Origin of the sequence: Salinicola rhizosphaerae, from assembly GCF_014652715.1 — a bacterium.
Lineage (GTDB): Bacteria > Pseudomonadota > Gammaproteobacteria > Pseudomonadales > Halomonadaceae > Salinicola > Salinicola rhizosphaerae.
This window is the reverse complement of the sequence record NZ_BMZI01000001.1, coordinates 397,623-411,046: the sequence shown is the minus strand read 5'-3', so window position 1 is coordinate 411,046 and position 13,424 is coordinate 397,623. Positions and strand designations below refer to the sequence as shown.

The 13,424-nt window shown below is 62.4% G+C and carries 12 protein-coding genes; 4 read left to right on the top strand and 8 right to left on the bottom strand.

All coding sequences use genetic code 11. From position 1 onward, the window contains the following. Positions 1 to 5: 5 nt before the first annotated feature. From pepQ to can, 8 genes are all read right to left on the bottom strand, one after another. Positions 6 to 1,358 (bottom strand): Xaa-Pro dipeptidase, encoded by a 1,353-nt coding sequence (gene pepQ, locus IE125_RS01790; protein WP_189442866.1) that lies wholly within the window; start codon positions 1,356 to 1,358, stop codon positions 6 to 8. Continuing rightward, positions 1,345 to 2,265, bottom strand: coding sequence for a LysR family transcriptional regulator (locus tag IE125_RS01785; RefSeq protein WP_189442865.1), 921 nt, complete (start codon positions 2,263 to 2,265; stop codon positions 1,345 to 1,347). The genes pepQ and IE125_RS01785 overlap by 14 nt, the downstream gene beginning before the upstream one ends. A 127-nt stretch (positions 2,266 to 2,392) precedes the next feature. Continuing rightward, positions 2,393 to 3,421 carry an oligopeptide/dipeptide ABC transporter ATP-binding protein gene (locus IE125_RS01780; RefSeq protein ID WP_189442864.1) on the bottom strand — a complete coding sequence of 343 codons (1,029 nt, stop codon included), beginning with the start codon at positions 3,419 to 3,421 and terminating at the stop codon, positions 2,393 to 2,395. Then, positions 3,418 to 4,446, bottom strand: coding sequence for an ABC transporter ATP-binding protein (locus IE125_RS01775; protein WP_189442863.1), 1,029 nt, complete (start codon positions 4,444 to 4,446; stop codon positions 3,418 to 3,420). Before IE125_RS01775 ends, IE125_RS01780 begins: the two co-directional genes overlap by 4 nt. Positions 4,447 to 4,450: 4 nt before the next feature. Continuing rightward, positions 4,451 to 5,425 carry an ABC transporter permease gene (locus IE125_RS01770; protein ID WP_229808869.1) on the bottom strand — a complete coding sequence of 325 codons (975 nt, stop codon included), beginning with the start codon at positions 5,423 to 5,425 and terminating at the stop codon, positions 4,451 to 4,453. Continuing rightward, positions 5,422 to 6,468, bottom strand: coding sequence for an ABC transporter permease (locus IE125_RS01765; RefSeq protein WP_189442862.1), 1,047 nt, complete (start codon positions 6,466 to 6,468; stop codon positions 5,422 to 5,424). The genes IE125_RS01770 and IE125_RS01765 overlap by 4 nt, the downstream gene beginning before the upstream one ends. A gap of 75 nt (positions 6,469 to 6,543) precedes the next feature. Further along, positions 6,544 to 8,130, bottom strand: coding sequence for an ABC transporter substrate-binding protein (locus IE125_RS01760; RefSeq protein ID WP_189442861.1), 1,587 nt, complete (start codon positions 8,128 to 8,130; stop codon positions 6,544 to 6,546). A 254-nt stretch (positions 8,131 to 8,384) separates the two neighbouring features. Next, complete coding sequence (gene can, locus IE125_RS01755) at positions 8,385 to 9,029, bottom strand: carbonate dehydratase (protein WP_189442860.1); 645 nt, start codon at positions 9,027 to 9,029, stop codon at positions 8,385 to 8,387. A gap of 261 nt (positions 9,030 to 9,290) precedes the next feature. Here can and gorA point away from each other — a divergent pair, with 261 nt between their 5' ends. The 4 genes from gorA to IE125_RS01735 all read left to right on the top strand — a co-directional run. Next, positions 9,291 to 10,652, top strand: a complete 1,362-nt coding sequence (gene gorA / locus IE125_RS01750) for a glutathione-disulfide reductase (RefSeq protein ID WP_189442859.1) — start codon at positions 9,291 to 9,293, stop codon at positions 10,650 to 10,652. Positions 10,653 to 10,909: 257 nt separating this feature from the next. Next, positions 10,910 to 11,488: a diaminobutyrate acetyltransferase gene (gene ectA / locus IE125_RS01745; protein ID WP_189442858.1), complete on the top strand. Its 579-nt coding sequence runs from the start codon at positions 10,910 to 10,912 to the stop codon at positions 11,486 to 11,488. Between the two features lie 159 nt (positions 11,489 to 11,647). Continuing rightward, complete coding sequence (gene ectB, locus IE125_RS01740; protein ID WP_189442857.1) at positions 11,648 to 12,913, top strand: diaminobutyrate--2-oxoglutarate transaminase; 1,266 nt, start codon at positions 11,648 to 11,650, stop codon at positions 12,911 to 12,913. A gap of 174 nt (positions 12,914 to 13,087) precedes the next feature. Continuing rightward, a partial coding sequence (locus IE125_RS01735; protein WP_189442856.1) for an ectoine synthase occupies positions 13,088 to 13,424 on the top strand: 337 nt, incomplete at its 3' end.

Sequence of the window (13,424 nt, the reverse complement as noted above, 5' to 3'; positions counted from 1 at the left end):
GTTCTTTAGCGTTCCGGCAGGGGCGCCCCCTGCGTGAGATTATCGTGGCCCGCCGCCGTGATGATGACGTTGTCCTCGATCCGGATCCCGCCATGACTCTCGAGCCTGTCGACCGCGTTCCAGTCGACGGTGTGCCTCGCCGCGCCTTCCCGGAAGGGTGCCAGCAGCATCGGAATGATGTAGAGACCGGGCTCGATGGTCACCACCATGCCGGCATCCAGCGTCCGCGTGAAACGCAGCGCCGGGTCCCGAATCGGCGCGGGTAGCGCATCACCCTTGGCGTTGCGTTGACGGCCACCGACATCATGAACCTGAAGGCCAAGCCCGTGACCCAGCCCGTGCGGGCAGAACGCCCGTGTCAGGCCATTGGCGACGGCAGCCTCCGCGCTGGACGTGACCATTTTCGTCTCTACCAGAAGCTCGGCCAGTTCGCGGTGCATCTCGTCGTGCATGGCCACGTAGTCGATGCCGGGTTTCAGCGCCGCGATCAGACGCTGCTGGTAGTCGGTCACACCCTGTATGAGGCGGGAGAACAGTGGATCGGCGCCGCGCGAGGCCCACGTTCGCGTGATATCCGCACAGTAGCCGCGATAACGGTGGCCGGCATCGACCAGCAGAGAGCGCGGCGCCGTCGGTGGTTCGGGATCATAGTGCTGGTAGTGGAGCGTACCGGCGTGGCGATCGATACCGACGATGTTCTGGTAGGGCACCTGGAGCTCACGCTGTCGACTCGCTGCCAGATAGGCGAGCTGAATATCGAGCTCGCTTGCACCTTCCGTAAATGCCAGCCGCGCGGCCTCGTGCCCCGCCAGGGCGTGCCGGTTGGCCAGATGGAGACATTCGCGCTCGTAGTCGTCCTTGCGCACGCGCAGCTCATCCAGCGCGGTGATCAGCGCGGGCGGATTGCGGACCGCGCCGGCGGGCAAGGTGGCATCGCCGACATTGCCGATGACGGCCAGACGACTGCCGTCCGGTAGCGGGAGCCGAGGCGTCGTCACGTCGCGCAGCGGTTCGAGGGCCATCGCCTCCGCCAGCACGCCATTCGGTGCCGGTGTCGGCAGATGCCAGAAGTCCGCTGGCGCATGGTAATACCAGCATGGGGCCCGGCCGGGCTGGATCAGTAGCCAGTCATGCTGGTGGTTAGCAGCGCCGGTCCAGTGCATGAAGTGACCGTAGGCGGCGAAGGAGGCCTCCTGATCGTCACCGTAATGGTGGCTCGCGTGGCCGCTGTAGATGAGCACGGCATCGAAGCCGAGCGTCGCGAGAATGTCGGCATAGCGCTGCTGGAGGCGCTCCAGGTGGGCGCGCTGGCGCTGGCCGAGCGCATCAGTGCCAGTGAGTGCGTCAGTGGCTGTCATCGAGTTGCTCCTGTAGTTGCGCCAGCACCGCCGGCAAACCGGGGTGGCGGCTGTCCTGACGGAAGTAGAGCCGCAGCGACAGTGGCACGTCCCAGCGGCGGTCACCGGCGCGGGTCAGGTCGCCGCGCTCCAGCAGAGGGCTGACCGTCCGCCAGGGCAGCCAGCCTAGCCCGTATCCCTGCTGGACCAGTTCGCGAATATTGGATGTCTGGACGTTTTCATTGAGCGTGGTCAGATGCACTTCCTGACGGGAGCGGCTCCAGTGCGCCTGCATGGCGGCCGCGATGAGGCCGCTGGGGTGGTAAGCAATATGCGGCAGCGGGGCCCGCTTCTCGCCAGGCAGACTGAAACGCGGTCGTCCATCGGCTTCGGGCAGACTGACCGGCACCAGCCGCTCCTCGCCGATCTCGAGGTAGCGCAGGCCGCTCAGGTCCAGGTCGAGCGCAGTTCGCCCCTCCGGCCAGTAGCAGAGTGCCAGATCGACTTCGCCGCGCTCCAGCGCCTGGAAGTAGTCGCCGATCAGCCAGCTGGTGGCGCGCAGGTAAGGTTCGACCTGTTGCATCAGGCCGTGCTGGCTCAGCCAGCCGGCCACGAAATGGGTCACCAGGCTCTGTGGCGCCGCGAGCTTGATGCGCTGGGCGGCATCATGCGCGAGATTCTGAAGGCGCTCTCGCGTCAGCTTGACCCGCTCGGTGATCTGCTTGCACAGCAGCAGAAATTCATCCCCGGCGGGGGTCAGCGAGAGCGGCAACGTCTGCCGATCGATCAGGGTCGCGCCCATCGACTCCTCGAGCAGCTTGATGCGGCGGGAGAAGGTCGGTTGGGTCACGTTCTGCAGATCGGCGGCACGGGAGAAGTGCCGGGTCTCTGCCAGAACGATGAAGTCTTCGAGCCAACGTAGTTCCATGTCGCTCTCTATCGCTGCTCTAGGTGGTGGAACACGTTGGCGTCACTCGTCGGGGGCGGCGCCAGGCGGTAGGGGGCGCTCGCCCGGCATCCAGGGGTAGCGTATTCGATACGGGCCTTGTCCTTCATCAGATGCGAGCCTCCTCGACGGCATGACAGGCGATCCGTCGCCCATCGGTCAGCGTATGGGCGACCGGGGTTTCCCGCTCACAGCGCGTCATGGCGTACGGGCAGCGATCGCGAAAGACGCAGCCGTGGCGTACTGCGCTATCCGCCATGGGCTCGCCGCGCAGGCCGTGGCGCGCCGCATGCGCGTCATCGAAGCGGGGGCGGGATTCGAGTAGCGCCTGAGTATAGGGATGGCGTGGCGTCGCGAAGAGGGTATCGGCGTCTGCGACTTCGCAGAGCGTGCCCCGGTACATCACGGCGACCCGCGTGGCAAAATGCTCGACCACGGCCAGATCGTGCGTGATGAACAGATAGGTGAGACGGCGTTCGACCTGCGTTGCCAGCAGGAGATTGAGCACCTGCGCCTGGACCGAGAGATCGAGTGCCGAAACGGGCTCGTCGGCGACGATGAATTCCGGGTCGACGCTGAGCGCTCGGGCGATGGCGACACGCTGGCGCTGCCCCCCGGAAAGTTCGTGCGCATAGCGTTCGCCCCAATCCGGATTCAGTCCGACGTCCTGCATCAGCGACCGGGCTCGCGCTGTCACGTCCGACCGGGACCACGTCGGGAAGTGTACGTGCAGTGGCTCCTCCAGCGTCTGGCGTAGCGTCAAACGCGGGTTGAGTGAGGCGTGCGGATCCTGAAAGATCATCTGCATGCGACGCCGATAGGGGAGCCGCCGCCTCGCCGATAGCTGATCGATGCGCTCACCGTCATAGCGAATTTCGCCCTCACGCACCGCCAGCAGCCCCATGATCGCTCTGGCCAGCGTGGACTTGCCGCTGCCCGATTCGCCGACGACGCAGAGCGCGTCGCCGCGCTGCAGTGTCAACGTCACGTCATCGAGCGCCTGCAGGCGACGGCCGCGTCGGCACAGCCGGCGCCGATCCGGCAGCATGAAGCGGTGATGCAGGTGGCGCACATCGAGCAGCGGCGTCACCTGATCGGCCGAGCGCCCGAAGCCTGCCAGCGCGTCTTCTCGGCTCATGTCGTCTCCTCGTCGAACGGCATCGAATCCTGCGTCGTGGCGATCAATTCGCGGACGACGTGGCAGGCGACCTGCGTGTCGGCGACGTCGGTGAAATCCGGCGGCGTATCGATACACACCTGCCGTGGTTGTCCGAGGGCGTCAAGACGATAGGGACAGCGGGGATGAAAGGCACAGCCGGTCGGGACGGCCGACAGCGACGGCATGGCACCCGGAAGCTGTTGCAGTGGCTGCCGCGGCGGCGTCATCTCGGGTAGCGCGTTGATCAGCGCCTGGGTGTAAGGATGCTGCGGATCGTTGAGCAGCTGGCGCGTCGGCCCCTGTTCGACGATCGCCCCGGCGTACATGATCATCAGCCGATGGGTCAGCTGATTGACCACGCCGAGATCGTGAGAGATCAGGATCAAGCTGATACTGCGCTGTTGGCAGAGCGTCAGCAGCAGGTTGACGATGTCGGCCTGGATGGTGACGTCGAGCGACGTCGTCGGCTCGTCGGCGACGATGATATCCGGGTCGAGCAGCAAGGCGATGGCGATGACCACTCGCTGACAAAGGCCGCCGGAGAGTTCGTGAGGGTACTGCGCCAGACGACTTTCCGGATCATCGATGCGTACCTGTTCGAGCGTGCGCAGCACCATGGCACGGGCGCTGCGGCCACCGAGACGTCGGTGTGCACGAACGGTCTCGATCATCTGCGCGCCGATGGTGAGCACGGGATTCAGCGTGGCACGCGGGTCCTGGAAGATCATCGCAATGCGTCGTCCGCGCAGGTGACGCCAGCGATGCTCCGGCAGGCCGATCAATTCGCGGCCCTCGAAGCGAATGCTGCCGCCGATGATACGCCCCGGCGCCGCCAGTAGATTGACCAGGCTGAACCCCAGTACCGACTTGCCGGCGCCGGATTCACCAACGATGCCAAGGCGTTCGCCGCGCTCGAGCGTGAAGCTGAGATCTCGCACCGCCTGGATCTCGCCGTGGCGGAGCGGGAAGCGCACGTCCAGATTGTCGACTTCGAGCAAGGCCATCGCGCTATCTCCTTCTCCGCTGCCGCGAGCCCGCGGCGTTCGACGCGATGGCATCGTAGAAACGGGGGTTCAGGGTATCGCGCAGCCAGTCCCCCAGCAGGTTCATCGACACGATCAGTCCCACCAGGTAAAGCCCCGGCAGGAGCGTGATCCACCAGGCGCCGGACTGGAGATAATCGAACCCGGCCTTGATCAGCGAGCCGAGCGAGGGCTCGGTTTCCGGCATGCCAAGCCCGAGAAACGACAGCGCCGCTTCCGCCATGATGGCGTTTCCGATCTGCAGCGTCGAAATCACCAGCGACGAGGACAGGGCGTTGGGCAGGATATGTCGCAAGACGATTCGCGGTCCCGAAAAGCCGAGAACGCGCGCGGCCTCGACGTACTCCTTGCGCTTCTCGCCGAGCACGCTGGCTCGAACCGTGCGCGCGTACTGCGGCCATTCGCTCAGACCGATGATGAAGATCAGCACGATGACGCCGTAGTTGCCGTAGAACGCGCCACCGAAGGCGGCCTTGACCAACGCACTGACGAGGATCGCCATCATCAGAGTCGAAAATGAGAGCTGGATGTCGGCAAGACGCATCAGCAGGGCGTCGACTCGTCCGCCGCGATAACCGGCGAGCAGGCCGAGCGAGATGCCGACGAAAGCCTGCAGCAGTACCGCCCCGAAGCCGATCGCCAATGAGACCCGCGCGCCGTAGACGATGATCGACAGTAGGTCCCGCCCCTGGACATCGGTGCCCAGGGGGTGAGCGGAGACGCTCCCGGCAACCCAGAAAGGCGGCAGTTCGGAATCGAGTAGATTGATCTGTGCGAGATCATAGGGGTTGCTGGGTGCAAGCCAAGGCGCGAGCAGCGCGGCGCCAACGAGCACGACCACGAGCAGCAGGGCGCACTGGGCCACCCGATCGCGCCGCAGCCGATACCAGAGCCGGGAGTTGCGAACCTGCTGACGCCAGGTCCTCGCTGAAAGCATCATCGGGGCTCCATCTGCAGTGCGATCCGGGGATTCAGCAGTCGGTAGGTCAGATCGATCAGGGTATTGATCACCACGAAAAAGAACCCGGCGACCATGAGGCAGGTGGTGATCAGCGGCATGTCGGCGCGCTCGACGGCATCCAGAAACATCAAGCCCAGCCCCGGCCATTGAAACACCGTCTCCGTCAGCAGGGTGTAGGCGAGCAGCGATCCGAACTGCATGCCACCTAACGTGATCACCGGCAGCAGGGCATTCTTGAGGGCATGGACGGTATAGATCCGTGCCGGCGTCAATCCTTTGGCGCGTGCAAAACGCACGTAGTCCGAGGCGAGAATCTCGACCATCTCTGCGCGGATCAGGCGCACGAAGAGCGGCAGCATGACCGAGGCGAGCGACAGGGCGGGCAAGGCGATATAGCTCAATCCTTTCCAGGAAGCGAAATTGGTGTACCAGACGCCTATGACGTGCTCGGGATTGCCGCGGCCGTAGGCCGGCATGCCTCCGCGGGTCGAGAGTAGATCGTTGAGCCAGTGTCCCCATGGCGTGGCATCCGGAAACAGCGTGACCGACACGCCAATGGAGAAGAATTGAATCAATCCGATCGCCGTGAGAAAGACCGGTATCGAGATTCCCAGCACGGAGACGCCCATGAAGAACCGCGACAGCGCTGCCGTCGGGCGAATGGCGGCGTAGATGCCGATGGGGAATGACAGCAGCAGCGTCAGCACCGCGCTGGCGAAGATCAGCTCCGCCGTTGCCGGCAGATAGCGCGCGAGGATCGAAAGCGTCGGCTGGTGGAAGAATGTCGAATCACCGAAATCCAGCTGCAGTGCACTGCACGCGAAATGCAGATACTGGCGCCATAGCGGATCATTCAGGCCCATGGCCTCGCGCAGCGCCGCGCGCTCGGCATCGCTCGCGCTTGCCCCCAGCAGCTGCTGTATCGGATCACCGAGCGCACCTTGCAGCAGAAAGCCGACGACGCTGATGGCCACGACGACCATCAGTGCCTGGATGAAGCGCTTGAGCAGGAACGTCAGCATGAGGGCGTCAACGCTCCCTTGGGTTTTCGGACGCCATCAACCCCTGAAGGCACACGATGGCGCGAGTGAATGCTGTCAATCACGGGGCTCGACCACCACATCTCCCAGATAGGGCATATTCATCACATTGAGAACTGGCTCGATATCGACTCGGTCCGCCGCCGCCCAGGCCAGATTCTGCCAATAGAGCGGGATGAATGGCGCATCGTCGTAGACCATGGCCTCGGCGCGCTTGAGCATGCCGGCACGGCGTTCGGGATCGGTTTCGCCATTGGCCAGCTCCACCAGGGAGTCGACCTCCGGGTTGCAGTATTCGCTGGCGTTGTAGAACCCCACGCCCGTTCTCGAGTCGGGGCAGAAGGTCAGATACTCGAAGAAGTTCGCCGAGTCGTTGGTATCGGAATACCAGCCGATCATCATGATATCCGCCGCACGAGCGTCGAACTGCTCCCAGTACTGGCTGTTGGGCAGCGTCTGAAAATCGACCTTGATGTTGATCTTGGCCAGCATCGCGGAAACGGCCAGGGCCACCTGCGCCATCTGCGCGTCATTGACATAACGGTTGTTGGGCGCCATCAGCGTTACCTCGAAGCCCTGGCTGTAGCCCGCATCGGCCATCAGCTGGCGCGCCTTTTCCAGGTCATGGCGGGGCACGAGATCCGGATTGTGGCCGGCATAACCCTCTGGCGACATCTGCGCCGCGGGCGTCACGAATCCCTTGAGCAGGCGCGTGGCGATCGCGTCCTGGTCGACGGCATAGGCCATCGCGCGGCGCACGCGGGGGTCGCGAAACGCCGGCACGCGCTGCTGATTGAGCTGGAGCATCGTGATCCGGGTGCCAGGCATCGTCAGCAGTTTTACCCCCTCGGCGCGGCGGACACGCTCCAGCGCGTTGGCAGGTACCGGGGAGATGAAGTCGACGTCACCTGACAGCAGCGCGGCCACTCGCGTCGCATTCTCGCCGATCGGCGTCAGCGTCAGATGATCGACATTGCCGGGAGAATCGTGGTCCCAGTAGTCAGGGAAGCGTTCAAGATCGATCCGGGTGCCCGGATGAATCTGCTCGACCGTGAATGGCCCGGTGCCGGAGAGATGGCGCGAGGCGAAGGAATTGCCGTTCTTGACGATGGCCGCCTTGTCGCGGCCGTCCTCGGTCTCGCCACTGTAAAATCGACTGTCCATCGGAAAGATGTAGGTCGCCAGGTTGAGCAGCAGCGGATAGGGATGGCGAGTGTGAAGATCGACGGTGTAGTCGTCGATGACGTCGACGCGCGTGATCGGGTCGAAGATCGCCTTGAAATCCGGGCTCCGCTTGAGACGCTTGACCGTCCAGGCGACATCCTGCGCCGTGAACGGATTTCCGCTGTGGAAGACCACGCCGTGACGCAGATGGAAGCGCATGGTCGTCGCATCGGGGCGCTCCCACGATGTCGCCAGCCGCGGCTCGAACGTCAGGTGGCGGTTCCAGCGCACCAGCGGATCGAACGTCAGGTGGGCGAGCTGAAGCACGCCGATCGACAGCTGTTCGTGAATATCGAGCGAGATCGGCAGCGTATTGTAGGCAACGCGAAGCGTGACCTCGTCGTTGGCCGCAGCCGGGCGCAGTGCGAGCAGTATCAGAGTGCCCAGCAGCAGGGCGAATCGGCAGCGAAAAGACCGCATCGGCGATACCATTGTTATTGTCTGACCCGTTGTGTTCCAACCTGTCGTCGTCAGGCCTGTCATCGTCCATTCGAATGCCCGAGAACTGCCCAAGAGAGGCAGCAAGGGGGGCGCGCGACGGTACGCGTTTCACGCAGGCGGAAACCGCTACCCGCCCACGATACGCACCGGCGCGGCAGACACCAATCGAAGTTTTGCAGCGCGCCATGCGGACGGCGAATGTCGCCGTCGCTTGCCTGGCGCGAGGACGGCGCTCAGCTCGCGGCGGGAAGTGTCGGTTGAATACGGATGGTGCCGGTTTCGTCCGGCCGTGAGACGGTGCAGCCGAGATCGTTGACGCGGCCGTCCTTGAGTCCGTAGACCCAACCGTGAACCGACAACGGCTGCTCTCGCTGCCAGGCGCGCTGGATGATCTTGGTGCGGCAGAGGTTGGCGACCTGCAGCCGCACGTTGTGCTCGCAGAGCCGATCGACCTGCTCATCCAGCGGCAGCGACTCGAGCTGCGGCTTGTGCAACTGATAAAGCTCGCTGACGCTGTGCAGCCAGTAATCGACGATACCGTGTTCGCCGCCGGTGATGGTGGCCTTGACGCCACCGCAGCCGTAGTGACCGACGACCATGATGTGCTTGACCTTGAGGACGTCCACGGCGAACTGGACGACCGAGAGCGCGTTCATGTCGTTGTGGTAGATCAGGTTGGCCACATTGCGGTGCACGAACACCTCGCCCGGCGGCAGATCGACGATCTGATTGGCGGGCACGCGGCTGTCCGAGCAGCCAATCCACAGATAATCCGGATTCTGCTGCTGCGACAGCCGTGCGAAGAACTCGGGATCGCGCTGGACAACGCCGTCGGCCCACTGCCGGTTCTGTTCGAGGAGAGTATCGATATTGCTCATGGCGGCACCCGTTAAGCGAAATTTGGCGAGGGCTGACCTCGCGTGGTAGCACGGGATTTTAAGCCATTCCGCCGTCATTGCGTAGGTTGCGTCGCGGGCGCACCGGAAGGTGGCGGATGGCTCGACACCTTTTCACGCGAGTTTTCTTTATCGCATCGCGAGCCTTGCGAGCTTTTCTGTATCACACCGATAGCCTTGGACTTTTCCGGCGGCGCGCACTGACTGCTATCATTCCGGCATCATTTTACAAGGAGTATTGATGTGGCGAGTTTTGATTACGATCTGTTCGTGATTGGTGCCGGGTCCGGCGGCGTTCGCGCAGCGCGTACGGCAGCGGCGACGGGCGCACGGGTTGCAGTAGCCGAAGACCGTTATCTGGGTGGTACCTGCGTCAATGTTGGCTGCGTGCCCAAGAAACTCTACTCCTACGCTGCGCACTTCCACGACGCCTTCGAGGACAGCGCTGGGTTTGGCTGGACTCTGGGCCAGGCGCCGACCTTCGACTGGGCGACGCTGCGTGACAACAAGATCGACGAGATCAAGCGCCTCAACGGCATCTACAATCGCCTGCTCGATAACGCTGGCGTCACCTTGATCAACGGACGGGCCAAGGTTGTCGACGCCAACGCCGTCGAAGTCAACGGCGAGCGCATCACAGCCGACAAGATTCTCGTGGCAGTAGGCGGCTGGCCCTGGACGCCGGAATTCGAGGGCAATGAGCACACGGTCAACTCCAACCAGGTCTTCGACCTGGAAAACTTCCCCAAGCGTTTCCTCGTGTTGGGCGGCGGCTATATCGCGGTCGAATTCGCGAGCATCTTCAACGGCCTGGGCGCGGACACGCATCTGGTGTACCGCGGGGAGTTGTTCCTGCGCGGGTTCGATAACGAGGTGCGTGCTTTCACCCGCGACGAGATGGCCAAGAAGGGCGTCAATCTGCACTTCGAAGCCAACATCGAGCGTATTCGCAAGGTGGACGGCGGCCTCGAGGTCACCCTGACCAATGGCGAAACGCTGGAGGTCGATGCGGTGCTGTCGGCCACTGGACGCCGCCCCCATCTCGAGGGCCTGGGGCTGGAGCCGCTCGGGGTCGAACTCAACACGGACGGCACCCTCAAGGTCAATGAGCGCTACGAGTCATCCGTGCCATCGATTCTGGCCCTCGGCGACGTTACGGGCGGCCCCGAACTGACGCCGGTAGCGCTGGCCGAAGCCATGCATCTGGTCCAGCACCACTACGGTGACAAGACTCCGGGGCCGCTGGACTACGACGACATTGCCACGGCCGTGTTCTGTCATCCGAACATCGGTACCGTAGGTCTGTCGGAAGAGGAGGCGCGGGAGCGCCATGCGTCGGTGCGTATCTACAGCGCCGATTTTCGGCCAATGAAGCATACGCTGTCCGGTAGTGACGAGCGCTGCCTGATGAAGCTCGTCGTTGATGACGAAACTGACCGCGTCGTTGGCGCCCACATGGTGGGAGAAGAAGCCGGCGAGATCATCCAGGGCCTGGCCATCGCGGTCCGCGCCAGGCTGACCAAGAGCGACTTCGACGCCACCGTGGGTATTCACCCCACAGCGGCCGAGGAATTCGTCACCATGCGCAGCGTGACGCGCAACTGATCCTCGCGCTATTCGGACGACAGCCGCCGGCAGGGCGGCTGTCTCTTTTCCGCCCCCTGCCTGAACGTCATGTCGGCGCCCGCCAAATTTTGTCCGTTAGACTCGCCAAGTCGTCTAGACTCGAAAAAGCATGCGGATTCGCCTATCTTTCATATAATCTTTGATTATTGAAATGCCATCGACAAATAACCGTTTGTTTGATGCGGTAGCGAGTGCCTGCTATCCTAGAGACCAAATTCGCCATAGCGATGACGATGATGACCAATCCCAATCCGGCATTTACCCCCTCCGCTGACCTGGCGCGTCCGACCGTTGCCGACGCGGTCGTGGGCAAGCCAGAGATGCCACTGTTCATCCGCAAACCGACGACAGAAGACGGCTGGGGTATCTATGAGCTGGTCAAGGCGTGTCCGCCACTCGACGTCAACTCCGGCTACGCCTATCTGCTGCTGGCGACGCAATTCCGTGACAGCTGCGCCGTGGCAACCACCGAAGACGGAGAGATCGTCGGTTTCGTCTCGGGGTACGTCAAAGCCGCGGCGCCTGACATCTACTTCCTTTGGCAGGTTGCGGTCGGAGAGAAGGCCCGGGGAACCGGCCTGGCTCGACGGCTGGTCGAAGCGGTGCTGACCCGCGAAGAGCTGGCAGCCGTCAATCATCTGGAGACGACGATCACTCCCGATAATCAGGCTTCCTGGGGACTTTTCAAACGTCTTGCCGACCGTTGGCAGGCCCCGCTGATCAGCCGGGAATATTTCTCGACTGACCAGCTTGGCGGAGAACATGACCCCGAAAATCTCGTTCGGATCGGTCCCTTCGACCCTCAGCGCATTTGACGTGCCATCGTCGAAATCGGATCCAGAAAACGGAATTTGAAAAGCCGGATATGTGCCTCCAGTAATAGTTGATATCCGGCGCGATGTGTCATCCAGCGATCGTGATTGCAGGATCGCGGAAAGTTTAGAAATCCAGTCACTCACAACCAGGGAGGTTGTATGCAGACCCAGATTCTAGAGCGTCTCGAGTCCGAAGTTCGTACCTATTCTCGTTCTTTCCCGACGGTGTTCACCAAGGCCAAGGGTGCCCGTCTGACCGACGAGACCGGCCGCGAGTACATCGATTTTCTGGCCGGTGCCGGCACTCTCAATTACGGCCACAATCACCCGAAACTGCAGGAAGCACTGGTCGACTACATCACGTCGGACGGTATCGTTCACGGACTGGACATGTGGAGCGCCGCCAAGCGCGACTACCTGCAAACGCTTGAAGACGTCATCTTCAAACCGCGCGGTCTCGACTACAAGGTACATCTGCCGGGCCCCACGGGAACCAACGCGGTCGAGGCGGCCATCCGTCTGGCACGCGTTGCCAAGGGTCGCCACAATATCGTGACGTTCACCAACGGCTTCCATGGCGTCACCATGGGGGCGCTGGCGACGACCGGCAACCGCAAGTTCCGCGAAGCGACGGGCGGCATTCCGACCCAGGGCGCGAGCTTCTTGCCGTTCGACGGCTATATGGGAGAGGGCACTGACACCCTCGACTATTTCGAGAAACTGCTGGGTGACAAGTCCGGCGGCCTCGACGTGCCGGCCGGCGTCATCGTTGAGACGGTCCAGGGTGAAGGCGGCATCAATCCGGCTGGCCTCGACTGGCTCAAGCGTCTCGAAACCATCTGCCGCGCCCATGACATCCTGCTGATCGTCGATGATATCCAGGCAGGCTGCGGACGTACCGGCAAATTCTTCAGCTTCGAGCACGCCGGCATCGTCCCGGACATCGTGACCAACTCCAAGTCACTGTCGGCGTATGGTCTGCCGTTTGCTCACGTGCTGATGCGTCCTGAGCTCGATAAATGGAAGCCTGGTCAGTACAACGGTACGTTCCGTGGATTCAACATGGCGTTCGTGACCGCCGCCGCGGCGCTGAAGCACTTCTGGAGCGACGACAAGCTCGAGCGTGATGTCCAGCGCAAAGGACGTATCGTCGAAGAGCGTTTCGCCAAGATCGCGGCTTGGCTGACTGAGAAGGGGCATCCGGCCAGCGAGCGTGGCCGTGGGCTGATGCGCGGCATCGACGTCGGTAGTGGAGACATCGCCGACAAGATCACGGCCAAGGCATTCGAGAACGGGTTGATTATCGAAACTGCGGGCCAGGATGGCCAAGTCGTCAAATGCCTGTGCCCGCTTGTGATCAGCGATGAAGATCTGCTGGAAGGTCTTGATATTCTTGAGCGTAGCACCCACGAAGCTTTCGCTTGATCGGCGACTCGTCAGGCATGCGGTAACATCGAGCGACCTGTCAGGGTCGCTCTTTTAACGGCTTACCTGCCAAGCACTAATTCCATCCCCTCAAGCATCATGTCTGGAATCAAGCAGGCACGATCGGCTGGAGGAGTGTCACCCGCTGTAATCGATGATAAGGAGTTGAATTCGATGATCGTACGCAATCTTCAGGAGTGCATGAAAACCGAGCGTTTCGTCGAGGCCGAGAACGGTAACTGGGATAGCACCCGTCTGATGCTGGCCGAAGACAACTGCGGTTTTTCCTTCAATATCACGCGTATTCATCCGGGTACGGAAACCCACATTCACTACAAGAATCACATCGAAGCGGTATTCTGCTACGAAGGTGAAGGTGAAGTGGAAACCATTGCCGATGGCAAGATTCATACGATCAAGGCCGGCGACATGTATCTGCTGGACCAGCATGATGAGCACTGGCTGCGAGGCAAGGAGAAGGGCATGACGGTGGCCTGCGTCTTCAGCCCGG

Bases quoted from the DNA above. Each gene is read 5' to 3' on its own strand.
- pepQ (WP_189442866.1), bottom strand. From the start codon at position 1,358: ATGACAGCCACTGACGCACTCACTGGCACTGATGCGCTCGGCCAGCGC.
- IE125_RS01785 (WP_189442865.1), bottom strand. From the start codon at position 2,265: ATGGAACTACGTTGGCTCGAAGACTTCATCGTTCTGGCAGAGACCCGG.
- IE125_RS01780 (WP_189442864.1), bottom strand. From the start codon at position 3,421: ATGAGCCGAGAAGACGCGCTGGCAGGCTTCGGGCGCTCGGCCGATCAG.
- IE125_RS01775 (WP_189442863.1), bottom strand. From the start codon at position 4,446: ATGGCCTTGCTCGAAGTCGACAATCTGGACGTGCGCTTCCCGCTCCGC.
- IE125_RS01770 (WP_229808869.1), bottom strand. From the start codon at position 5,425: ATGATGCTTTCAGCGAGGACCTGGCGTCAGCAGGTTCGCAACTCCCGG.
- IE125_RS01765 (WP_189442862.1), bottom strand. From the start codon at position 6,468: ATGCTGACGTTCCTGCTCAAGCGCTTCATCCAGGCACTGATGGTCGTC.
- IE125_RS01760 (WP_189442861.1), bottom strand. From the start codon at position 8,130: ATGCGGTCTTTTCGCTGCCGATTCGCCCTGCTGCTGGGCACTCTGATA.
- can (WP_189442860.1), bottom strand. From the start codon at position 9,029: ATGAGCAATATCGATACTCTCCTCGAACAGAACCGGCAGTGGGCCGAC.
- ectA (WP_189442858.1), top strand. From the start codon at position 10,910: ATGACCAATCCCAATCCGGCATTTACCCCCTCCGCTGACCTGGCGCGT.
- ectB (WP_189442857.1), top strand. From the start codon at position 11,648: ATGCAGACCCAGATTCTAGAGCGTCTCGAGTCCGAAGTTCGTACCTAT.